We start from the raw sequence: 21,453 nt of genomic DNA on the forward strand, positions 1-21,453 counted from the left end.
TTATCCAATCTCTAGCTGATTACAAATTGCAACAAAAGCTTAAGTAGAAAATGCTAGAATGCTTATTATTCAATCAAATTATTTTGTCCAAAATATCACTACTCTAAAGGAACTCTAAACTGGAACCCTTTCCTATCAATTAAAAAATTCATACCCAAACCATGTTGTGTTAGCATATCATATTCTTTTATAGTGTCCTTTTTATTTGTTGGTTGTAGGTTACCCTCTATATCATAGGAATCATAAATTGTACGCATACTTTTTGTCCCAGAATCACGCAATATCTCATCACCTCTAAAAGATTCTAAATCAATATCATCTATTGCATTAGAAGTAGGGATTTTATCTTTACGGCTTGTTTCTGGATTAATAAAATCCTCCATATTTTCACTCATTTTACGATAGAAGCTGTCATACCTAGTAGCAACATCTTTATTTTGAAATTGCGCTAAAATATCTTTATTAATAATTTTTGCATATTGCTTTCGTTTTTCTTCATCTTGTAATAATGCGATAGCATCAACTTGGTGGCTCTGAATCTTTGTAAAAAGCTCTTGAAGAAGTTGATTACGTTCTCTAGTGCTCTTCACATGAAATTGGCGCATATCAATATTATTAATAAAAAGTATCTTATCGCCTTTTCTTAATTTAGAAAAAGGACCGCTAGAGGGTGCTTTCTGCACAATAAAATCATTAGAAATGATTAAATTAAAACGTTCTAAAAAACTATCAGGCAGTAACATGCCTCCGAATCTTTTACCAACCTTTACGCGAAAAGTACGGATTCCCTCCTCTTCATTTCTTCTGATTTTTACAATTGCTTCCTCGCCAAAAGGCAAATCTGCCACCATTAATTCTAAATCTCCCCAATTTTTTGGTGCTACATCATTGATAGATACAAGAATATCACCTCTTTTAAAGGGGTTGTTAGGGAAAAACGGATCGGCAAATTTTACTCCAAATGTGGCACTTTCAGAATCAAGCACCTCAAATCGTACTCCCAAATCACCATAATAAGGTGTCTGTTGGCTTAAAAATCTCTCGATATATCTTTTCTCGATAAAGCCATTCCCGCCAACACTTAAACCATAAATTTTATAGCAAATATTGCTAATAACACCATTCCTTTGTGTCGGTGCTGAAAATTCAGCATATTGTAAAAAACCGCTTTGATGCTTTTGAAATTTACCGGGCACTGCTCCTTTTATGCCTGCGCTTGCAAGTTCTTTGCTTAACGCATACTCATCAATATCAGATATTTCATAGGACATTTTTGTAGAAGAATTACCAACTAAAAACAAACCGCTAAATTTATCGTATCTTTGGACTCTTTTACTTCTAGGTTTTGTAGGGCTATACCCAATAATTGCACCGTTTTTTAATGCAATAGCATAAATTCCATCTCCCAAGTAAATGCTAGCCTGCCTATAGTAATTTGCACAATAACTATAATCTATTTTCTCTTCGATAGAATCTTTATCAAAAAGATCAATAACTTCCTGCTCATTGCTCTGTAAAACACCATCTTTTTCTCTTACTTGAATATCCTGAGAGTTGACAATATTTTCTTCAGAATTTCTAACAGTCGATGGAATCTTATCTGTCATTTCATTGAATTTATTTTCAAGCTCATTAGCATGAATCTGCAAAACAACCACACAAGAAAGAATAAGTTTTTTTTGCAGATTCAATGCGCGTATACTTCGAAATAACCATGTAGCTATGATAGAAGATATTTTTCTCATGGAATCTCACTTATAGTTAAATAAGTTAAGATTTTTAACTTGTTCTATAATACCATCCTTTTTTTCATTCTCAATTTGTTTATATCCCTCATTAATTGCACTAATAAGAAGGAGTTGCAATGCCTGTTTATCTTGCAATATCTCGTCATCAATATAAATATCTATCAACTCACCCTTACCATTAAACTTCACATCTACCAAACCACCACCACTTTTTGTCTGGATAACCTTTTTTTCTGCCTTTTGTTCCATTTCTTGAACTTGCTCTTGCATTGTACCTAAGAGATTTTGCAAATCTTTGGGGTCAAACATAAACTTACTCCTTAGAAATTTATTCTTGTGTTGTCGTAATCATATTACAAGAGTCGACAAAAACTATCTTTGGTTTTATTTTCTTTGCATATTTTAATTTAACATTTGCATAGGCAAGGATAATAATTATGTCGCCTTGTTGCACCTTTCTCGCAGCCGCACCGTTAAGGCAAACGGTTGCCATCTGTTCTTCTTGTGTATTTTTAGATTTTTTAGAACAAGAATTTGCCTCAATGGCATAAGTAGAAAACCTTTCACCATTATTAATGTTAACAATTTCAACTTTCATTCCCTCTAATATTCCGGATGCTTTCATTAATCGAGAATCTAAACTGATAGAACCAATATAATTAAGATTAGAATCTGTTACTGTCGCTCGATGAATCTTTGCATACAAAAAGTCTGCTCGAATACCTTTTTGATATTTTGTAATCTTATTATTTGCACGTAAAACTACTTTATCAGATGTATGAGTATTTGACGCTTGAGAAGACGATACTTGCTTATTTTTTGTTTTTTGTTGTGCCATTATATTTCCTTCAACTAAATATGAATATTTGCACAAGTCGAGATAAATAAAAGGTAATATTTTAACACACTTTACTCTGAACTTATACTATTTTTACATTCCGCACAAATTTTTACATGTTCCTTTGTTTTATGAATACACAAAATGCCACCGCATTTTTCACACTTCTCATTTGTAGGTTGATTATTAAAAATAAGCGTACACTTAGGATAATTAGAGCAACCATAAAAACTACCTCGCTTAGAATATCTAAGGATTATATCACCCCCGCATTTTGGGCAAACTATATCAAGCGACTGTGGTTTTTGTAGGGACTTAGTATTCTTACATTTAGGATAAGCACTACAAGCAAGGAATCTACCTGTCTTGCCAACTTTAATTTGCATAGAGGATCCGCATTTCTCACACTTCTCATCGCTCGTCTCATCTTCTTTATCTTTTTTAATATATCGGCATTTAGGATAATTAGAGCAAGCAATAAATTCTCCATATTTTCCATTTCTTATAACAAGTTCACTCCCGCATTCCGGACAATTCTCGCCAGTTGGGACAGTAATCTTTTGTGACTGAATATTAGCCTTGCCTTGAGTAATTTTTTCCATAAAGGGTTCATAAAAGTCCCATAATACATTTTCCCATTCCAACTTATTTGTTGCAATATCATCAAGTTTTGTCTCGAGCCCCGCACTGAATCCGCTATCAACAACCTCTTGAAAATAAGATTCCAACATGGAAATTACTGTAAATGCAATATCCTGAACGACTAAATGCTTATTTTCTAAAGTAACATAATTCCTATCGACAAGCAACTTCATAGTAGGAGCATAAGTACTAGGTCTGCCTATTCCTAAACCTTCAAGAACTTTGATAAGACCTGCCTCTGAATAATGACTTGGTGGTTCAGTAGTTTTCTTAACAGCAAGAATCTCATCAAATGTCATCTTTGCATATTGCTGAAAATCTGGAAGTAATTTATCTTTATCGGCATTACCCATGATTCTATAGAATCCATCAAAAATCAGTCTTCTTCCAGAGATTTTAAATTCACACTGTTTCCCTACAACACTTACGTTAACGCTCTCAAAAACTGCATTTTTCATTTGTGAAGCAATAAAACGGTGAAAAATAAGTGTATAGAGCTTCAACTCATCTACACTAAGATAATCTTTTGCGATTTCTGGAGTAAATTCTAAGTTTGTTGGTCGAATTGCTTCATGGGCTTCCTGCGCGCCTTTTTGCTGTGTTACATAAGTCTTTTTTGCGGTAGGTAAGTACTCTTTACCAAAATTTACAACAATAAATTCCCTAGCATTCTCTATTGCTTCTTCCGCAATATTAAGGCTATCCGTTCTCATATAGGTGATAATACCCACCAAACCGTGATTTGTCTTCACTCCTTCATATAGACTTTGCGCAATACGCATTGTACGTGTAGGAGAAAAACCTAAAAGATTCGAACTCGCTTGCTGTAAAGTAGAAGTCATAAATGGCGGAGGGCTTTTAGTAGTGCGTTCTCTTTTGGCTATATTCTGGATAAGAAACCCTGTTGTACTATTTTCTTCCTGCAAAGATTCCATAATACGTTGCACCTCATCGCTATCTTGCAAACTTAGTTTTTCTATTTTCTTCTCTCCAAATTTAACCAAATCAAAAACAATTTGTTCTTTATCTTCTAAGTCGCTAATAGTTAATGTGTTTTTTTGGTAATTTTTAGCTTCAATAAGAAAATAATCCTGTGGGATAAATTCACGAATTTCTCTTTCCCTATCGACTAATATTTTTAAAGCACTTGATTGCACTCTACCAGCACTTAAACCTTTGCTGATTTTCTGTGATAAAAGTCCACTTAATTTAAACCCAACAATTCTATCTAATAGCCTTCTTGCTTGTTGGGCATGCACACGATTCATGTCGATGACTCTTGGATTCTCTAAAGAATACGTAATTGCTTTTTTAGTAATTTCATGAAAGACAATGCGAGGAAAATCCTCTATTTTACCATTTAATGCCTCTACAATATGATACCCAATCGCCTCTCCCTCTCTATCTTCGTCAGTTGCAATATAGGTCGCATTAGCACTATGATGCAATTCTTGAATCTTTTTAACAATTTCAACATGATCGTTTGCTATATCATAGGTGGGAATAAAATGTTTATCCTTAATAGTAATTCCAAACCGATGTTTGGGCAAATCACGTATATGCCCTTTTGAAGCAATAACTTCATATTCATTACCTAAAAAGTTCTTTATAGTACGCGCTTTTGCAGGAGATTCCACAATGATAAGATTTTTATTGCCTACACGATTAGAATTTACCCCTCGTTTGCTAGATTGCTTTTTAACGGTCTTAGCTGCCATAATGCCCCTTTATCTTTAACTCTCAAGCATAAATAATTTGAAAAACCAAAAATTCTAGCATAGAATTCTTTACTAGCTTTAATCGAATCGATATATTTAGACTATAATATATAATAATGAAAAACCAAGGATTATATTTTGCTTTTTGGCTCCAGATTTAGCATGCACTTTGACTATACTCTTATCCTACTTATCCTGCCCATCATTTGCACAAGCTCCTTTCTTTTAAACGAAACATCACAATTTCTTCTTGTCAAACAAATGAGCTATTGTTTTTTAAGTATTTTTATATTCTTTTTTGTATTTTTCATCCCCTTTCGTTATACCGATAAAGGAACTACAGCATTCTATTGGATTTGCATCTTTCTACTTTTAGTAGTAGAGTTTGCAGGAACTACTAACCTCGGGGCAAAACGTTGGATTAATATTGGTGGATTCTCACTGCAACCTAGTGAGCCCGCAAAAATCGCTATTGTTTTATTTCTTGCCCATTATGTTAAAAATAACCCACCGCCCCCTGAGGGCTACGGATGGATAGAGTTTTGTAAAATAAGCACTTTTATTTTACTTCCTTTTATTTTTATTCTTATTGAGCCTGATTTGGGCAGTGCTATCATTGTGTTATTTATGGGCTATGGAACGCTCTTTATAGTTGGTGTGCATAAAAAGATATGGATAAGCTGCATAGTCTTTATACTGCTCTTTTCTCCAGTTGCTTTCAAATTTATTTTAAAACCCTATCAAATCACTAGAATCATGAATCTAGTAAGCGGCAATACAAGTTCGCAGGTGCAACAAAGCATTATCGCCGTAGGAAGTGGTGGGATTACAGGAAAATCTAAGACAGAAAGCACCCAAGCTACTTTGAAGTTCCTGCCTGTTGCAACAAGCGATTTTATTTTTGCGCACTTCGCAGAAAGATTCGGATTCTTAGGTTCGTGTATATTACTTAGCTTATACGGATTTATAGTACTGCATTTACTCTCTTGTTGTTTTTTAGATTCTAAAGACTACTTCCTAAAGGTCATTGCTAGTTCTCTTGCGATGCTATTTTTTATTTATACTACTGTTAACATCGCAATGACAATAGAACTAGCTCCGGTAGTCGGAATACCACTGCCTCTTCTTAGTTACGGTGGAAGTAGTTTTGTTACTTTTATTATTCTAATAGCAATATTTGAACATGCTATCACTTTTCGTTTTAGCTCCCATGCTAATCACAACAAATCTCATAAAAAATACAACGTATTCTCCAAGTCCAAGTAATTGCCCAAATAAAAGCAAATATTGACTCCTTAAATCCCATAAACTTATTTTAATTATTGACTTTAATTATGATGTTTTGCTATAATCCTAATTTTCAACTTTAGTAAAAACCATAGGTCAGGGTAGCTCAGCTGGTTTAGAGCGCTGGTCTCATAAGCCGGAGGTCGGGGGTTCAAGTCCCCCCCTTGACACCAATGCAACATTACATTCAAATCACTCATGAATCTGCAAATATTTTTACACATTCCCTAATTAATTTTATAATAGATTGTTTATCCCCAGTGTTTATTGTATATCACAATCTTGACAAATACCTTTTGCTAACACACTTTTAATTCTACCTGTCGATTCCTTGTCATTCACTTCTGGCATGATAAAGTCCGTAATTTTATGGCACACATCGCAAACAAAATGTGCTTTTGTTCTCTCTGCTAACTCATAGAAAAATTTCCTGTGAATTTCCGTCTTAGTAACTATGCCCTCTTTTTCAAATAATTCCATATTGCGATAAAAGGTTGTCTTATTGGCATGAAAATCAAAATCTTCAAAACTTACCGGTTTTGTTGCAGAGATCAGAATATCTAGCATATCAAGTCTTAATTCTGTAATCGCTATATTATGCTCTTTGAGTATTGTAATGCAGTCCATGATTCACTCTCCTTTGAATAAAAAGTCATTGGGATTTTGATAAAATTATGCTACCGTGTAAATTTACAATTATTATAACAAATTTACTATTACAACTATCAATGAGATTTGATTTAAAGGGATATTGTGATTATATTAGGAAGCACAGGCAGTATAGGCATTAACGCACTAAAAATTGCTAAACAATTCAATATAAAAGTCGAAGCTTTAGTATGTGGTAGCAACGCTTTATTGTTAAATGAACAAATTAAGGAATTTTCTCCAAAATTTGTAGGAATCTACGATTCAAATGCTCTTCAATTCCTACAAGCTAGAGATTCTCATGTTTATACTGGTAATGAGCAAATTTGTACAATGCTTGAAAAATGCCAATCGCAACGTGTCTTAAATGCCGTAGTTGGCTTTGCTGGATTACCTTTTAGCCTCAAAGCCCTGCATCTCAACAAGAAGCTTATACTTGCTAATAAAGAATCCTTAGTAGTTGCTGGAGCATTAATACAAGAAATAATACAAAAACAAAATAAGGCAAAAACTAATACTACAAATAATCACATAACACCTATACCAAATGCCAAAGCAAATATACTTGATAAAATTTTCCCAATAGATAGCGAGCATTTTAGTTTATGGTATCTTCTTACAGAACAATCTCTGACCAAAGAATCCGCTTATACTCTCTATATAACCGCATCTGGCGGTGCTTTACGAGATATGCCTATAGAACAAATTAAATATGCAACATTGCAAGACGTCCTTAAACATCCCACATGGAATATGGGAAAGAAAATTACAATAGATTCTGCCACTTTCATTAATAAACTTTATGAAACTCTCGAAACCTATTGGCTATTTAATACAACTAACATCCATGCTATGATTGAAAGGAGTTCTCTTGTGCATGCACTCATAGAATATCCAAATGGAATATTTTGCGCGCTTACTAGCCACAATGACATGTGTTTGCCAATAGCCTATGGAATGGACTATTTACAAGCAAAAAATAATTTTCATATACAAAAGCTACAAGCAAAAGATTTCACAAAAATCCGCTTTCAAGATATTGACACTAATCGTTATCCCTTATGGCGTTATAAAGACTTGCTACTTGAGAATCCGAATCTAGGAATTGTCCTTAATGCGAGCAATGAAATACTACAGAATCTTTTCCTTCAAGAACAAATACCTTTCAATGCTTTTAATGAAATTATTTCACAAACATTGGACTATTTCACACGCATAAAAATGCCTATCAGCAGGCTTGAAGAAATACACAAGCTAAGGGAAGAAACAACAGCATTCGTATATTTTTTATTGAAAAATAGCTATAAAGATTCAAAAATATGTTAATATTTACAATATTAACATAAGGTAGTCGCAACAATGAGCACAAATGCAAAACAAGTCGCAATTTTAAAACAATTGCAGGCTGATTCTTTAGTATTTTTTATGAAAGTCCACAACTTTCATTGGAACGTAAAAGGCAAAGATTTTCCACAAACACACAAAGTAACGGAGGAAATTTACACTATTTTCTCAAATATCTTTGATGATTTAGCTGAACGAATTGCTCAATTGGGGGATACGCCGCTTGTAACTTTGACAGAGATTCTTAAAACCGCGCAAATTAAAGAGGATTCTAATACCTCTTTTCGATCAGAATCAGTAATGAAGAATATCCTAGCAGATTATCAATATTTTTTAGAAACCTTTAGAAAACTCTCTGAAATAGCGAATGCAACTCAAGACATTGCTACGCAAGCCTATGCAGATTCTCAAATTTCTTTCTTAGAAAAGTCGGTATGGATGTTGAATGCACAATTAGCCTAACAAAGCAGACATTGTGAATCTTGTCAGTCAAATCAATTGATACTTAATCATTCTTACTTGCTAGTGATAAATTAAAAAGAGCCGACTATACACACCAAGAACGAAAACTACGAATGTTGTAAAGACTTAAGGGAATACAACTCTTACAATAAATAAAACAATGAGAGTTAATACAGGAGATACAATGAATAATTTAAATTTTACTCGTATTTCCAATGATGAGAAAGAAGATCTTATTGGATACCCTCTTTCGGAGGGCGAAGGATTAGGTAAATTTAATTTGCTTATTGCTTTTTTATTATTAGGACTTATTTTAAGCATCTTTGTTCCTAAAATCTATGTCTCTAATAATATTTATTACATTAGTCGAGATATTGCCAAACTACAAGCAGAAAAGGAGCTTTTGCATGAAGAAAAGGAAAGATTACATCGCAATCTCGAATCTATCAAAAATAAACATTTGCTCATGGAATTAAGTTATTAACATGCGCGACATTTTTATTTTTGGCGGTGGTGCTTGGGGGATGGCTTTAGCCTCTTGTCTTTCATTAAAAAACAGGGTATTCATTTTATCCCGAAGAAATCTTAATTTGCAAAATTATGCAAGTACCCACACTCCTAAGCATTTTCCTCTACAGCTTCAATATCGTGACCTGCTAAATGTGTATCATGAGGCAAATAATCCCCTATGTATTATTGCTATCGCAAGTGCATTTTTGCGTGAGTTTCTGCATAACGACACACTTTTACATAGCCTTAAACATAAAGTACAAATTCTGGCTGCGAGCAAAGGAATAGAACGTGAAAGTGGTGCTTTTGTAAGTGATATTTTAGAAGAGTATTTTTTAAAAGAAAATTTATGCTATCTTGCTGGACCAAGCTTTGCAAAAGAAGTAGAAGCAGGGTTGCCTTGCGCACTAGTTATCCATTCACACAATACTACTCTTGCTGAACAATATGCGACTTGTTTTCCTGATTTTATAAAGATTTATATACAAAATGATATTATAGGTGCTGAAATTGCAGGTGCTTATAAAAACGTCATTGCAATTGCTGGTGGAATCTGTGACGGCTTACAACTAGGCAATAATGCCAAAGCTTCACTTTTGTCGCGTGGACTTGTTGAAATGACACGTTTTGGGCTATTTTTCAATGCCAAACAAGAAACATTTTTGGGACTCTCTGGAAGTGGTGATTTATTCCTCACATCTAATTCTACAATGTCCCGTAATTATCGCGTAGGTCTAGCACTTGCAGCAGGAAAAAAGATTTCTGACATTCTAGAAGAACTAGGCGGAGTGGCTGAAGGAGTATATAGCGCAAAATCTATTACTCAAATTAGCTCTAAACATAATATTTACACTCCAATTGCCAATGAAGTACAAGCCATATTGGAAGGTGGGGAAGTTCGCACAAGCTTAATCAATCTACTACGAAGTCAAGGAAACAACAATGGTGTTCTCTAAAACTATAAGAAAATATCTTTTATTGCCATTAATAGATTCTAAAGAATCCATGCCAATATCACATAATAGAATCTTTTGTAAAAAACATAACCTTTTTTATTTATTCATTGTTTTTTTTTATTGTTGCGGATTCGCCCAAACAAAAACGGTCGATTGGGGATATACAGACAAACTACCGCAAGAAAAATGGGGAAACAACCTCTTATACTTAGGCTGTCAGGAAGGTAACCAACAATCTCCCATTAATATTGTTTCAAAGCATGTTAAATCATCCCACAATAGCATAACATTGCATTATTTACCTGCCAAGGGTATTAATTTTAGCCTAGAACAATATAGCTTTCAAATCACCTATCCTCCAAATAATATTGCATTAGTTAATAATAAAAAATATCAATTGCAGTTTATTCGATTCAAAACTCCAGCCGAAAATACTATTGATTCTTTGCAAGCGATTATGGAGGCACAATTCTTTCATGAAGATTCTAAAGGAAATAAACTTATAATGTCTGTTTTATTTGTAGAAGGTCGATCTAACCCTCTACTCGAGATATTGACTAAAAATCTCCCTAAACAATCTGGTAAAGCCTATTTTCTAAGTAACATTGATATTAATCAATTACTGCCAAAAAATTTGCAATCTTATCAATTTGATGGTTCTCTTACTACCCCTCCTTGTACACAAAACATCCGATGGATTGTACTTAAACACACTATGAGCGCAACAAGAAGTCAAGTTGACGCTATGCAAAATATTACAAAACCAAATGCTAGGCATCTACAAAACCTTGCCAATCGCTTGATTACAGAATAATATCATCTTGCGTTTTACCTACTGTGATCAAACTATCTAAATTTATTTCGTTGAATCTAAGACTATCGAATCGCAACAATTAAAATCAGCAAACAAACCGTGTAGAAGACTGCATTGCTCATAGCTAATCCTTTCCCATACTTTATTAATTTTGAATTGGAATCTACCCATGTCTTTTATTGCTCTATTGAGTATCATGATTCCAGAGTCAGATAAAAACCGTCATAGCACATAATCAATGTAGAATTAGCATGTAACCATATTTCACTAACGATACATTGACGGGCTAATTCTTTGGTGTTTTACGAAAGTCCGTATTTTCATTGGAGCATAAGTAATTGAAACAAAGGGTAAAGATTCTACAAACCACAAAACTAAGGAGGAAATTACATTGCGCCAACAACAATAAACGAATCGCTGAATGCCTCACCCATAAATTTTCGGCTGTAAGAAGAGCTTAATAGAAAATCTAATAACGTGAAACTCTCCTTATTGGTATTTGATTCTAAAAAGAGAAATTTATTAATCAATTAATGTTTTTCGGCTTAGAGGCTTATTTGCCTTTTGCTTGATGAATCTTGTCTATATAATGATAATTCGTTGCAATACTTTGTCTTATAGGCAACGAGCCAGAGAGTCTTTCTATAACAGACCAAAAATCCTCAAAGAGATAGTTTGCCATGCTTCCGGGTACAGGGTTTATCTCATTAAGGTACAGCTTGTCATTGCATACAAAGAAATCGCAACGTATAAGTGCCCCATCAAAGACGCTAGAATAAATTTTCTGAAAAGCACTTTTTATATCGTGCTGCAAATTTTGCGATATTTGAGCACTCACAATTTTTTCTGTACGTGAAAAATCAAGATATTTATCATTAAAATCCAATAAATCCTTTTTGGTAGGTTCTTCGATAACAGACAAAACAAATTGATTGTCAATTTTCGCCCCAGCAATATTGTATTCTTTAATCCCTCTTATAAAGGATTCAATAATCACTTCATTATCAAACTCATAGGCTACATCTAAAGCATATTCTAAATTTTTGACATCTTCCACAACACTTATGCCGATGGAACTACCCAAACGAACAGGTTTGATAATTACAGGAAATTCTTGAATATCAGGCAAACTCTCACCTCTTTTATGTAGGATAAAAGGGAGGGTAGATATACCCTGTCTGTTTGCATAAAGCTTTGTAAAATGCTTGTTGTAGCTTAAAACACTTGCTTCAAGACTTGGACCGATAAAAGGGATTCGAAAAAACTCAAACACCCCAGACAGCACACCATCTTCTCCATCTGCGCCATGTATGAGATTAAGCAATATGCCAATATCAAGCAACTTTTTCTTGCCTAACATGCCTTTGATATAGAATCCATTTTTACCAATTTCTAAAGGCTGAGCCTTAGAATACGCGCCCGAACTAAAATATTTCGATCGCATATCATTGAGTTCAATCAAATAAAAATTGTGGGTAGAATCTAAAAAAATATAATATTTAATTTTTGTCTCTAGTTTTTGAGATAAAGCTATTGCGCTAACAACGCTAATCTCATGCTCATAACTCATACCTCCAAATATCATACTTATTCTCAATACATTTCCTTTTTGAAAAATTATTCAGTATTGTACTATACAATGAAAAATACTTTGCTTAAAACACCTTACGCAGTAAATGGAGAACAATGACGGTATTGCAACAAGAATGAATTAGTCTTTTGGATCTTCAAAAGGCTATTAATGCAGTAATATTCTTTCTCTAAATGACAAGAGGCAATATCTCAATTGCATTTCAAAAGAGATTCTATATCAAAGGATAGTTAATGGCAGACAAAAAACCAGAGCAAATTCTCTCGCAATATTTAGATTTTTTCTTTCAATCTATTGGGGAAAATCCCCAACGTGAAGGATTAAAGGAAACTAGCAGACGACTTATAGAAAGTAATGCGTTTTTATATAGCGGTTATGCAAAAAACCCTAACGATATATTGGATTCTCTCTTTAGTGAAGGTGCTTGTGATGAAATGGTAATTGTTAAACATATAGAATTTTATTCTATGTGTGAGCATCATTTTTTGCCTTTCTTCGGAGAAATTTCTATCGGATATATCCCAGATAAAAAGGTGGTCGGCTTATCAAATATATCAGAGCTTGTAGAAGTTTTTGCAAGAAGATTGCAGATTCAAGAGAATCTAACAACACAAATCGCCGATACGATTATGCAAGTACTCAAGCCCAAAGGCACAATGGTAGTATGCGAAGCACTACATTTATGTATGGCAATGAGAGGAGTAGAGAAACAAAAAGCACGTGTTATTACTTCTGCTGTAAGGGGACTCTTTAAAAAAGATTCTCGCACAAGAATGGAATTTATGCAACTTATCAAATAAGCACATTATAGAATTAATTCCCTACCTTATCACTCACGTAATGTCTCATAAAAATTCTCTAACCACTCTTTCGTGATTCCATATTGCTGTTTAGCTTTATCACTCATTGTACCGACTTTCGTTTTAATACCTTGGAGTATTTCTTTTTCATATCTTTTTAAATCATCTAGCTTCATGTTTTTTGTATTTTCTTTGTAGCTTCTCTCTAGTTTCTCAATAAAATCTTTTCTTGCTTTTTCTTGCATTGCATTCGCTCGTTTTTTAATTTCAAGTGCAAATTCCACAGCATCATTGCCTATCATTGTTCCAGCCTCTTTAATCAGCTCTTGATTGTTTTTCTTGCTAAAATCAATACCATAGCTATTTGTCATAAATAGTGTATATAACAATCCTGCAAATAAAATTTGTATAATTTGTTGTTTTCTTGTCATTCTACAATCCTTAAAATATTTCTCAAACACTAAAAATTTTTGCTCTTATCATAATTGGAACTTAAAAAACTTCAAAACGTATAAAAGTACCTTTAGGATCAAAAAACATCAGAACTCGTGGCAATGTGGTCGTATCTGGAAGTTCTAACTTAAAAGCTTCATAAATAGACTCTAATCCTATTTTTTGACATTCATAAAGCCATGTTGCACCGCTTTTACTGCACTCTTTATAAAAAATCATAGGATACTCTTGTTTAGATTCTATCGTAGAATCTCTATTGCAAAATAAAGGCTTTTTTGAATCCGTCAAAAGTTCTTTATCAGACTCTTGGTTATCACAGTCATATTTTAAAGGTAATCCAACACTACTAAACCCAACAATTGGTTGATAACACCCAATAAAAAATAGAGAGCTTATCATCATGCAGCACCAAACTAACGAGGAAAAATATCTTGCCATGTTCTTATCTTAGTGGTTTTTGCCCTCAATAGATTCTGCCCTCAACTCCCCTAACAATAAACATGTCTGTCCATAAATATGAGCAATACTCCAACTTCTTTGCCAAATCACTACGTTATGAAAGACATTTTTGTTGCTGTTTTGTCTAGCAACTTTTAGGAGATTCTCTAAAGTAAGAAAGTCGTAATTTCTTTGTCGTGTAAAAATCGAGAAATACTTGCATAGTCTTGCAATTTCATGGCGCGGTTTCTTAGGCAGCTCTTGGGAAATAGACATGGGCTTATAGAAACCTATACTTCCTAAGGCAATAACTTCTTTCGTAGTACAAGCAGATAAAAAAACCATTGGAACAAAAAATGAGAGCAAAAATACAAACATTTTCAAAATTGTTTCTCTTTATTGAAGCAGAATAGAATCTATTAAAATGATTGTAGGGCGTTAGCAAGTGCTCTTTTCAAATCCTCCGCATTCTCAAGTCCTACACTTAACCGTAAAAGATTCTGTGTAATATTCATTTGCTTCTTCACTTCAGCAGCAACGCTTCCATGACTCATATAATAGGGGGCACCATAGAGACTTTCCACTCCGCCTAAACTTTCTGCAAGAGTGAATAACTCTAAATGTTTAGCAAAAGTCTTCATTTGTTCATAATTAGCTTTAATATATACGGCCACAACTCCACCAAAGCCATGTTGCATTTGCCTCTTTGCTAATTCATATTGTGGAAAACTCTTAAGACCTGGGTAAAGCACCTTTTCTACTTTTGAATGAGATTCCAAAAAATGCGCAATTTCGAGGGCATTATCACAATGTTTTTGCATACGTAGCCCAAGAGTTTTTATTCCACGTAAGTTAAGATAAGAATCCATAGGAGAAAGAACCATACCTGTGGAATTACTTACAAAACGTAACTTCTCATATAACGTCTCTTCATTAACGCATACTGCTCCTGCAATACTATCACTATGTCCGTTAATATATTTTGTCATGCTATGCGCAACAATATCAATGCCCAAATCAAGCGGTTTTTGAATATAGGGCGTAGCAAAAGTATTATCGATAACACTAAGAATTTTATGTTTCTTAGCGAAATCTGCTAAAGCTTGTATATCACAGAGAGTCAAAAAAGGATTGGTTGGTGTCTCTGCCCAAATCATTTTAACAGATGGATTATAGTATTGCTCAAGGCTGGCAATATCACGCATATCAACAAAACGTGTAGTGATTCCAAAACTATCAAAAACCTGTGAAAGTAGTCTCCGAGTTCCACCATAAATATCATCAAAACACAGGATACAATCCCCTGCTTTGAGATAACTCAATACAACTGCGACTTCTGCTGCCTGTCCACTTGCATAGCATATCGCATGTTTAGCGTTCTCGAGACTCGCAAGCTTAGATTCCATAACTTCACGCGTAGGGTTTGAAAGTCTTGAATATCCATGCCCCAAACACGTGCTTTCATAATCTGGTTTAGCAAAAGTACTGCTAAAGTGTATGGGCGCAACAACATCGGCACTAATGTGTCCGCTAATATCGGGCTTCTCATCAACATGAATTGCGTTTGTCTCAAAATGTGTGTCAAACTTTGGTTTAAACTGCATACAATTTCCTTAACATAATATCTAACAATAATAAAACAATAATAAAATTGTTTTTTAAAGATTCAGTAATCAAGTAGTTTCTGCGTTGCCTCCTGCAATGTAGAAACCAAATCACTAGAATCTAAATTTTCATTAATAACTCGGACAAAATAACTTCCTGCAACCACGCCATACACCTTGCCCGCTAACATTTGCAACTGACTAGAATCATTGATGCCAAAGCCTATCATAATATGCTTGGATTCTGAAAGACAAATCTCATTTGCCTCGTGTATATAATGTAACAATTCCTCACTTATTGTCGTTTGATTACCAGTAATACCATTTCTTGCAACGGCATAAATAAAAGGCGAACGGGTATATTTGGCAATGCTCTTTATTCGTCTTGATGGAGTAAGTGGAGTAATCAACTCAATGAAATAAATCCCTTCTTGCAAGCATATTTGACGCAATCCAAAATCGTCCTGATCAAAACAAAAATCTGGAACAATCAAGCCATAAGCACCACACTCTTTCAATTCTTTTACAAATTCTGATATTCCATACTGAAAAATAATATTCGCATACGTCATAGCAAGAACATGCTTCGACGTATTTTTCACAAGAGTTTTAATAATGAGAAAGCCATCTTTAGGCTGAAAATGGTGCTTAATGCTATAATCACTTGCCTCTTGAATAAGGACGCCATCGGCATTACCATCAGAGAAAGGGAATTGCACTTCAAGGAAATTTGCACCGCCTCTGCAAATGCCTGTACCTGCACATAAACAAGTTTTTATATCAGGATAACCAGCAACAATATGTCCCATGAGTTCTAATTTTTGCATATATTTAAACCTTCCATTACAAAATAAATCCTGAAAAATATATAGCTAGTGGATTATACTATATTTTAGAATTTTTAGCTATAATACTATTATTTGGATTTAGATTACGAGATTTGACTATGAGTTTTACCACAACGTCTACACAAAAAAAGAAGCAGATTCAATCTTCTTTTGCTATTGTAGGAGGAAGATACAAGGGCGTAAAGCTCTCTTTGCATTCCAACGCGACCACTAGACCAACAAAAGCATTAGTTAAAAAATCATTTTTTGATTCAACACAGGGAATCATACCCCTATGTCTTTTTGTTGAATGTTTCGCTGGAAGTGGACAAATGGGTTTTGAAGCAATATCTAGAGGTGCTAATAAAGCTTTATTTTTTGAAAAAGACAAAAAAGCATATAGCAATCTTCAAAAGAATCTCCAAATTTTTCAAGACAAATGCAAAAAAACAAGTGCTTTCTACGAAGATAAATATATATATAACGATTACACCGAACAACAAATAGAATCGCACTGTGCTGATTTTTTTGAATCCCCGCATATCTTAGAAGATTCAAAAAAATCAGCACAACAAATCATTATGTATTTGGATCCCCCATTCCCGAATCATCTTCCTAACGAAGAATGCAATACAAGCATATCTACATCTCAAGATATTTATAGGAAAATCCAAGACTTCATACAAACTTTTAGCAGTTCTCTTTTACAAAAAATTCATTTGATAATTATAGAATCAATGACTAGTTATCCCCTTTACAAACAAATAGGGGATTTTCATCTTACTAAAATGTCTAAGTTTGGTAAAACCACCTTAGCCTATTTTCAACATTAACTTTAAGGAGCAAAGCATGGCAGAAGAAGAAAAACCCGCAACAGAACCAAAGAAAGGCAAGGCTACATTATTTATTATAATCGGTGCCATTGTGGCTGTTCTCTTACTGGGAGGCATTATTGCATGGTTAGTTTTTGGTGGAGGAGATGAAGACGGGCATGATTCCCATGCTGCAGATATTCCTGCTCCGACTGGGCAAAGTCTCACTCCTGAACAACAAGCATTGTTACAAAATGAAGCATACAGAAATCCAGTTGCAATACAACCTTTGGAAAAAACTATTCTAGTGAATCTCAAACCTCTTGATCAATCATCGCCTAGGGGAGGATTCGCGAAGTTTAATGTTACTTTTATATTATCTGACAAAAATACCAGCAAAGAGATTGGAGCGAAACAAGAAATTATTTCTCAAATCGTGCTAGACGAAACAAGTAAGTTCACTGCTGCAGATATTATGCCCGCACAAGGCAGGCAAAAACTACAATCAGATATTAAAAATAGCGTTAATAGTATTCTTGTTGATGGTCGAGTTGAAGCTGTAGTACTCCCAGATTTTATGATTCAACCATAGATAATATTGCTGATTGACAAATAAATTAATTCTTGATTTTTTCATAAGGTACATTGCCAATATAGTAAGCAAAATAACAAACAATTGAGTTTTTCAAAAAGGATAAACATGTTCTTGCTAAGAAAAGTTCTTATAAAAACAATAAGCTTTTTTATAGTATTAGGATTATTAAGCATAGCAAGCTATGCCAATGATATGAGTTCATACTATGGGGTATACAAAAATGCCAAACAAAGATACCTCATAGAAAAAGAATTTACTACCAATTTAAAGTTAACCACACCAGACGATATAAAATCAGGGGGGTTTACAAAATTTAAAGTAACACTTCTCTTTGATGAAAAAAACATAGAAAAAGAAATAGAAGCCAAAATAGACATCATTCGATCTATTATTGTTGCCACAGTTAACGGATTTGAAGCGACAACCATGCAAAGCTCTTCAGGTCGCAAGGAAGTAATTGATGCCATTGTTGCAGGCATTAACGCTATCCTCACTACTGGACAAATACAAGGTGCAGCTTTTGGTGATTTAGTTGTGCAATTTTAACTCATAACAAATATCTCAACAATTAATCTTATTTAGCTAGAATCCAGAAAGCAATATTATACAACTCACTTTAGAGGCTTGTTATAATAAAGCACAATACTTAGTCAAGGAAAAATCCATGCCAACTTTTAAAGGAACACAGGTAAAACTCTATGGGAAACCGTTAGCATTAGGACAAAATGCGCCGATTGTTACCCTTGTCGCTAATGATTTGAGTGAGATAACAGTAGGCGGTGCAAGCAACGTTTATCAAATAATTAGCACCATGCCTAGTATCGATACAGGTGTATGTCAAACACAAGCACGTGTTTTTAACCAAAAAGCAAGCTCATTAGCCAATACTAAAGTGTACTGTATCTCTGCAGACTTACCTTTCGCGTTAAGTAGATTCTGTGGCGCAGAAGGAATCAAAGATGTTAGTGCACTAAGCGATTTTAGGGATAAACTCTTTGGTAAAGTCTACGGATTATTGCTTCAAGATAGTCCATTACAAGGATTGCTCACTCGAGCCGTTCTTGTTATTAATCAAGAAGGTAAGATTATTTACCAAGAAATCTGTGATGAAATCACAAGTGAGCCAGATTACGATAAAGCATTATCGATTATTAAATAATTATGCAATGCCATAAAATCAGAATTATTGACGCTTTTTTATGGCATTAAGTCAAAGAATCAAGTGTTTGTAATTTGTAATTTGCTTATAATTTCTGAATATTATTATTTGTTAAGACTTCAAAATTTTACTAAATAGCTTAATAGATATTTTCGAATCCGTTAGCATATAAGAAACAAAGAATCCAAGCAATGATCCGCAAATAACTTGTATTATTGTATGCTTATCAGCATACACTCGGGAAATTCCCACTAAACCAGCTGCAATAATTGCAAATATTCCAATTTTAAATCCGTATTTTTTGCAAATGAATCCAGCTGCAACAAAACTCCCTGTTGAGTGCCCACTAGGAAATCCGTCAAAACTTCCTTGATTGGGTCTCTGTGAGATTCGAGCTAATTCCACTTGATTATTTGCAGCAATATAAACAAAAAACATTTTAGAAACATACATAACCCCTAGCGCAATAAATGCACTAAGTAATAATTGTGCGGTTGCGATATATTCTTTATAAAGAATCAAAAACAATGCTAGAAATGCTGTAAAAAACTGCATAACATCACCATAAGCTTCAAACCCATTGTGCATACTAGAAAAGGTATCAATACCAAAAAATAATCCTATAAATACAACAAAGAGCTTTATCATTTTACTAGCAACACCCCATTCATTCACTGTGATGGGGAATCTCATAATCAATGTGCAGATTCTGTTGCTTAGGCAAAGGAGTTGTAGGTTTATTCGCACGATACAACAATGGATCAAAAAACACTAGCAGAGGGTATCCTTTATCTCTCAACGCAATAAATGCTGAAACAGGAAGATAATCATTTTTCGGATATTGTTTCTTTAAATCTAACGCTTCATTGGTTTTACCAACTTCAAGCAATAAATAAAAATAAGCGAACACACTCCTTTCTATTTCTTTAGAAAGTTTATCAAACACATCAAGCCAAAAAGAAATATTGCCCGAATTGACATAATGACAGAGTGAAATAACAATATCCAAATATTCTCTTTCGTTTAAGTTAGTCATTTTGCAAAGACGAATAATTTCTTCAGAATTCAAATTGTTTTCTTCTTGTATTCGCAAAAGACAGATTTTTTTTACAATAGCGGCAGAAAGTCGCATAGTAGACAGCTGTAAGGCTTTTTTGAGAATCTTGCTACTTTTACTTTCTAAAATATTATCCCAAGCAAGATTGTAAATATCTTGCGCACATAAATTATCATAAAACTCATGTCCATTAGGCTTGTCATGAATATCCATTGCAAGAATCTCCAAAGATCTTTGTGCATCATGACTCATAGAGTTTTTAAGGTTTTGAAAATAAAGCGGATTTGCAGTGTGCAATTTGAGATTCTTAGACTCTGTACCATCTGCTATCTGCTGAAAACCTACAAACATTGTGTCTAATTTGACATCTTGTGTATCCTTAGAATTTAGGTTGGGAATAAAGTAGAATCTTTTTAATATATCAGAAATTTGCTTAATATCTGGTATCACGAATACCCTTTGCTTGGGAATTTCACCTAATGCCATTTCTCTAATTTGCACAATAAGTTTGTTAATATCACGACCAAAAAGAACTTTTTTATAGATAGCAACAAACCAAGTACAAAGGAGATACAACCCTGTAATAAGCAACAACCCAACCAAACTCACGCAGAACCAAAGAGCAATAGGCAAAGTAAATGAAAAAGTAATAAGGTGTTGATTTGTCAGTGTATATTCACCCGGTACCAAATAAAATATATATCCCACTACAACGGCAATATATAGAATCACAATACTTAAAAAATATCTAACTTTCATATTTTTCCTTCTGTCTTTCTTTTTTTTCATAGACCTCACGACAATTAATGCAATATTTAGCATGTGGTTTGGCATGCAATCTTTCAATACCTATGTCATCCTCACACATTTCACAAATCCCATATTCATTTGTTGCAAACTTGGATAACGAATGGGTGATTTCGGTTATTTCTTTTTGATATCTTTCCAGCATAGAATCATCAAAACGTAATTGTGATTGCGTAGAAATTATATCTGTATTTTCATTTAACTTTAATGATGCCATTTCTTTAAGATCCGTCTCCAATGCTATACTCATACTCTCCAAATATTTCAAGCGATTCTCCAATACATATTTCAACTCTAATATATCTTCATCTTTCATTTTTGTCCTTTCTGTTTATTTATGATA

Annotated in this window: 25 protein-coding genes and 1 tRNA gene; 12 read left to right on the forward strand and 14 right to left on the reverse strand. The window is 33.9% G+C overall.

Annotated elements, in window-relative coordinates:
- Positions 1-98: 98 nt before the first annotated feature.
- From CQA66_RS00980 to topA, 4 genes are all read right to left on the reverse strand, one after another.
- On the reverse strand, positions 99-1,745 hold the full coding sequence (locus tag CQA66_RS00980) for a PDZ domain-containing protein (RefSeq protein WP_233707683.1): 1,647 nt from the start codon (positions 1,743-1,745) through the stop codon (positions 99-101).
- Positions 1,746-1,751: 6 nt separating this feature from the next.
- Positions 1,752-2,057: a YbaB/EbfC family nucleoid-associated protein gene (locus CQA66_RS00985; protein WP_104762624.1), complete on the reverse strand. Its 306-nt coding sequence runs from the start codon at positions 2,055-2,057 to the stop codon at positions 1,752-1,754.
- A gap of 19 nt (positions 2,058-2,076) precedes the next feature.
- Complete coding sequence (gene panD / locus CQA66_RS00990) at positions 2,077-2,469, reverse strand: aspartate 1-decarboxylase (protein ID WP_104762672.1); 393 nt, start codon at positions 2,467-2,469, stop codon at positions 2,077-2,079.
- 188 nt (positions 2,470-2,657) lie between these two features.
- On the reverse strand, positions 2,658-4,946 hold the full coding sequence (topA, locus tag CQA66_RS00995; protein ID WP_104762625.1) for a type I DNA topoisomerase: 2,289 nt from the start codon (positions 4,944-4,946) through the stop codon (positions 2,658-2,660).
- A 138-nt stretch (positions 4,947-5,084) separates the two neighbouring features.
- Between topA and CQA66_RS01000 the strand changes: the two genes are divergently transcribed.
- Both CQA66_RS01000 and CQA66_RS01005 read left to right on the forward strand, forming a co-directional pair.
- Complete coding sequence (locus tag CQA66_RS01000) at positions 5,085-6,212, forward strand: FtsW/RodA/SpoVE family cell cycle protein (RefSeq protein WP_104762626.1); 1,128 nt, start codon at positions 5,085-5,087, stop codon at positions 6,210-6,212.
- A 116-nt stretch (positions 6,213-6,328) separates the two neighbouring features.
- Positions 6,329-6,406 (forward strand) — tRNA-Met (locus tag CQA66_RS01005).
- Positions 6,407-6,497: 91 nt separating this feature from the next.
- Here the strand turns inward: CQA66_RS01005 and CQA66_RS01010 are convergent.
- Positions 6,498-6,860 (reverse strand): Fur family transcriptional regulator, encoded by a 363-nt coding sequence (locus CQA66_RS01010; protein ID WP_104762627.1) that lies wholly within the window; start codon positions 6,858-6,860, stop codon positions 6,498-6,500.
- A 126-nt stretch (positions 6,861-6,986) separates the two neighbouring features.
- Here CQA66_RS01010 and CQA66_RS01015 point away from each other — a divergent pair, with 126 nt between their 5' ends.
- From CQA66_RS01015 to CQA66_RS01035, 5 genes are all read left to right on the forward strand, one after another.
- Positions 6,987-8,207: a 1-deoxy-D-xylulose-5-phosphate reductoisomerase gene (locus tag CQA66_RS01015; protein WP_104762628.1), complete on the forward strand. Its 1,221-nt coding sequence runs from the start codon at positions 6,987-6,989 to the stop codon at positions 8,205-8,207.
- Between the two features lie 33 nt (positions 8,208-8,240).
- Positions 8,241-8,687, forward strand: a complete 447-nt coding sequence (locus CQA66_RS01020) for a Dps family protein (protein WP_104762629.1) — start codon at positions 8,241-8,243, stop codon at positions 8,685-8,687.
- A gap of 184 nt (positions 8,688-8,871) precedes the next feature.
- Positions 8,872-9,171, forward strand: a complete 300-nt coding sequence (locus CQA66_RS01025) for a hypothetical protein (RefSeq protein WP_104762630.1) — start codon at positions 8,872-8,874, stop codon at positions 9,169-9,171.
- Between the two features lies 1 nt (position 9,172).
- Positions 9,173-10,153: an NAD(P)H-dependent glycerol-3-phosphate dehydrogenase gene (locus tag CQA66_RS01030; RefSeq protein WP_104762631.1), complete on the forward strand. Its 981-nt coding sequence runs from the start codon at positions 9,173-9,175 to the stop codon at positions 10,151-10,153.
- Positions 10,140-10,967, forward strand: a complete 828-nt coding sequence (locus CQA66_RS01035) for a carbonic anhydrase family protein (protein ID WP_104762632.1) — start codon at positions 10,140-10,142, stop codon at positions 10,965-10,967. Before CQA66_RS01030 ends, CQA66_RS01035 begins: the two co-directional genes overlap by 14 nt.
- A 553-nt stretch (positions 10,968-11,520) precedes the next feature.
- On the opposite strand, the gene CQA66_RS01040 is transcribed toward CQA66_RS01035, so the two are convergent.
- The gene (locus CQA66_RS01040) at positions 11,521-12,564 is read right to left on the reverse strand and encodes a D-alanine--D-alanine ligase (protein WP_104762633.1); all 1,044 of its coding nucleotides are present in this window, start codon (positions 12,562-12,564) and stop codon (positions 11,521-11,523) included.
- A 227-nt stretch (positions 12,565-12,791) separates the two neighbouring features.
- Here CQA66_RS01040 and folE point away from each other — a divergent pair, with 227 nt between their 5' ends.
- Positions 12,792-13,358 carry a GTP cyclohydrolase I FolE gene (folE, locus tag CQA66_RS01045; RefSeq protein WP_104762634.1) on the forward strand — a complete coding sequence of 189 codons (567 nt, stop codon included), beginning with the start codon at positions 12,792-12,794 and terminating at the stop codon, positions 13,356-13,358.
- A gap of 29 nt (positions 13,359-13,387) precedes the next feature.
- Here the strand turns inward: folE and CQA66_RS01050 are convergent, their stop codons facing one another.
- The 5 genes from CQA66_RS01050 to trpA all read right to left on the reverse strand — a co-directional run bounded on the left by CQA66_RS01050 (position 13,388) and on the right by trpA (position 16,680).
- Positions 13,388-13,789, reverse strand: coding sequence for a DUF1104 domain-containing protein (locus tag CQA66_RS01050; protein ID WP_104762635.1), 402 nt, complete (start codon positions 13,787-13,789; stop codon positions 13,388-13,390).
- 61 nt (positions 13,790-13,850) lie between these two features.
- The gene (locus CQA66_RS01055) at positions 13,851-14,249 is read right to left on the reverse strand and encodes a hypothetical protein (protein WP_147289189.1); all 399 of its coding nucleotides are present in this window, start codon (positions 14,247-14,249) and stop codon (positions 13,851-13,853) included.
- A gap of 9 nt (positions 14,250-14,258) precedes the next feature.
- The gene (locus CQA66_RS01060) at positions 14,259-14,633 is read right to left on the reverse strand and encodes a hypothetical protein (protein WP_147289190.1); all 375 of its coding nucleotides are present in this window, start codon (positions 14,631-14,633) and stop codon (positions 14,259-14,261) included.
- 35 nt (positions 14,634-14,668) lie between these two features.
- Entirely contained in the window at positions 14,669-15,853 is a 1,185-nt protein-coding gene (locus CQA66_RS01065; RefSeq protein WP_104762638.1) for a trans-sulfuration enzyme family protein, read from the reverse strand.
- A gap of 62 nt (positions 15,854-15,915) precedes the next feature.
- Positions 15,916-16,680, reverse strand: coding sequence for a tryptophan synthase subunit alpha (gene trpA / locus CQA66_RS01070; RefSeq protein WP_104762639.1), 765 nt, complete (start codon positions 16,678-16,680; stop codon positions 15,916-15,918).
- A gap of 119 nt (positions 16,681-16,799) precedes the next feature.
- Here trpA and rsmD point away from each other — a divergent pair, with 119 nt between their 5' ends.
- From rsmD to tpx, 4 genes are all read left to right on the forward strand, one after another.
- Complete coding sequence (gene rsmD, locus CQA66_RS01075; protein WP_104762640.1) at positions 16,800-17,513, forward strand: 16S rRNA (guanine(966)-N(2))-methyltransferase RsmD; 714 nt, start codon at positions 16,800-16,802, stop codon at positions 17,511-17,513.
- Positions 17,514-17,529: 16 nt separating this feature from the next.
- The gene (locus CQA66_RS01080) at positions 17,530-18,084 is read left to right on the forward strand and encodes a flagellar basal body-associated FliL family protein (protein WP_115582523.1); all 555 of its coding nucleotides are present in this window, start codon (positions 17,530-17,532) and stop codon (positions 18,082-18,084) included.
- A gap of 108 nt (positions 18,085-18,192) precedes the next feature.
- Positions 18,193-18,633, forward strand: coding sequence for a flagellar basal body-associated FliL family protein (locus tag CQA66_RS01085; RefSeq protein WP_104762641.1), 441 nt, complete (start codon positions 18,193-18,195; stop codon positions 18,631-18,633).
- 118 nt (positions 18,634-18,751) lie between these two features.
- A complete protein-coding gene (gene tpx / locus CQA66_RS01090; RefSeq protein WP_104762642.1) occupies positions 18,752-19,246 on the forward strand; it encodes a thiol peroxidase in 495 nt (164 codons plus the stop codon).
- Between the two features lie 111 nt (positions 19,247-19,357).
- Here the strand turns inward: tpx and CQA66_RS01095 are convergent, their stop codons facing one another.
- From CQA66_RS01095 to CQA66_RS01105, 3 genes are read right to left on the reverse strand one after another with little or no spacing between them, the layout of a single operon-like run.
- Positions 19,358-19,939, reverse strand: coding sequence for a phosphatase PAP2 family protein (locus CQA66_RS01095; protein ID WP_104762643.1), 582 nt, complete (start codon positions 19,937-19,939; stop codon positions 19,358-19,360).
- Positions 19,914-21,062, reverse strand: a complete 1,149-nt coding sequence (locus CQA66_RS01100) for a hypothetical protein (RefSeq protein WP_104762644.1) — start codon at positions 21,060-21,062, stop codon at positions 19,914-19,916. The genes CQA66_RS01095 and CQA66_RS01100 overlap by 26 nt, the downstream gene beginning before the upstream one ends.
- Entirely contained in the window at positions 21,052-21,426 is a 375-nt protein-coding gene (locus CQA66_RS01105) for a TraR/DksA C4-type zinc finger protein (protein WP_104762645.1), read from the reverse strand. Before CQA66_RS01105 ends, CQA66_RS01100 begins: the two co-directional genes overlap by 11 nt.
- Positions 21,427-21,453 lie beyond the last annotated feature (27 nt).

Source organism: Helicobacter aurati (assembly GCF_003364265.1).
Lineage (GTDB): Bacteria > Campylobacterota > Campylobacteria > Campylobacterales > Helicobacteraceae > Helicobacter_A > Helicobacter_A aurati.

Coding starts and splice junctions, on each gene's coding strand:
- CQA66_RS00985 (WP_104762624.1), bottom strand. CDS start 2,057: ATGTTTGACCCCAAAGATTTGCAAAATCTCTTAGGTACAATGCAAGAG.
- trpA (WP_104762639.1), bottom strand. CDS start 16,680: ATGCAAAAATTAGAACTCATGGGACATATTGTTGCTGGTTATCCTGAT.
- CQA66_RS01065 (WP_104762638.1), bottom strand. CDS start 15,853: ATGCAGTTTAAACCAAAGTTTGACACACATTTTGAGACAAACGCAATT.
- CQA66_RS01080 (WP_115582523.1), top strand. CDS start 17,530: ATGGCAGAAGAAGAAAAACCCGCAACAGAACCAAAGAAAGGCAAGGCT.
- CQA66_RS01095 (WP_104762643.1), bottom strand. CDS start 19,939: ATGAGATTCCCCATCACAGTGAATGAATGGGGTGTTGCTAGTAAAATG.
- rsmD (WP_104762640.1), top strand. CDS start 16,800: ATGAGTTTTACCACAACGTCTACACAAAAAAAGAAGCAGATTCAATCT.
- CQA66_RS01030 (WP_104762631.1), top strand. CDS start 9,173: ATGCGCGACATTTTTATTTTTGGCGGTGGTGCTTGGGGGATGGCTTTA.
- CQA66_RS01105 (WP_104762645.1), bottom strand. CDS start 21,426: ATGAAAGATGAAGATATATTAGAGTTGAAATATGTATTGGAGAATCGC.
- CQA66_RS01085 (WP_104762641.1), top strand. CDS start 18,193: ATGTTCTTGCTAAGAAAAGTTCTTATAAAAACAATAAGCTTTTTTATA.
- topA (WP_104762625.1), bottom strand. CDS start 4,946: ATGGCAGCTAAGACCGTTAAAAAGCAATCTAGCAAACGAGGGGTAAAT.
- folE (WP_104762634.1), top strand. CDS start 12,792: ATGGCAGACAAAAAACCAGAGCAAATTCTCTCGCAATATTTAGATTTT.
- CQA66_RS00980 (WP_233707683.1), bottom strand. CDS start 1,745: ATGAGAAAAATATCTTCTATCATAGCTACATGGTTATTTCGAAGTATA.
- CQA66_RS01020 (WP_104762629.1), top strand. CDS start 8,241: ATGAGCACAAATGCAAAACAAGTCGCAATTTTAAAACAATTGCAGGCT.
- CQA66_RS01035 (WP_104762632.1), top strand. CDS start 10,140: ATGGTGTTCTCTAAAACTATAAGAAAATATCTTTTATTGCCATTAATA.
- CQA66_RS01055 (WP_147289189.1), bottom strand. CDS start 14,249: ATGGCAAGATATTTTTCCTCGTTAGTTTGGTGCTGCATGATGATAAGC.
- CQA66_RS01025 (WP_104762630.1), top strand. CDS start 8,872: ATGAATAATTTAAATTTTACTCGTATTTCCAATGATGAGAAAGAAGAT.
- tpx (WP_104762642.1), top strand. CDS start 18,752: ATGCCAACTTTTAAAGGAACACAGGTAAAACTCTATGGGAAACCGTTA.
- CQA66_RS01100 (WP_104762644.1), bottom strand. CDS start 21,062: ATGAAAGTTAGATATTTTTTAAGTATTGTGATTCTATATATTGCCGTT.
- CQA66_RS01010 (WP_104762627.1), bottom strand. CDS start 6,860: ATGGACTGCATTACAATACTCAAAGAGCATAATATAGCGATTACAGAA.
- CQA66_RS01050 (WP_104762635.1), bottom strand. CDS start 13,789: ATGACAAGAAAACAACAAATTATACAAATTTTATTTGCAGGATTGTTA.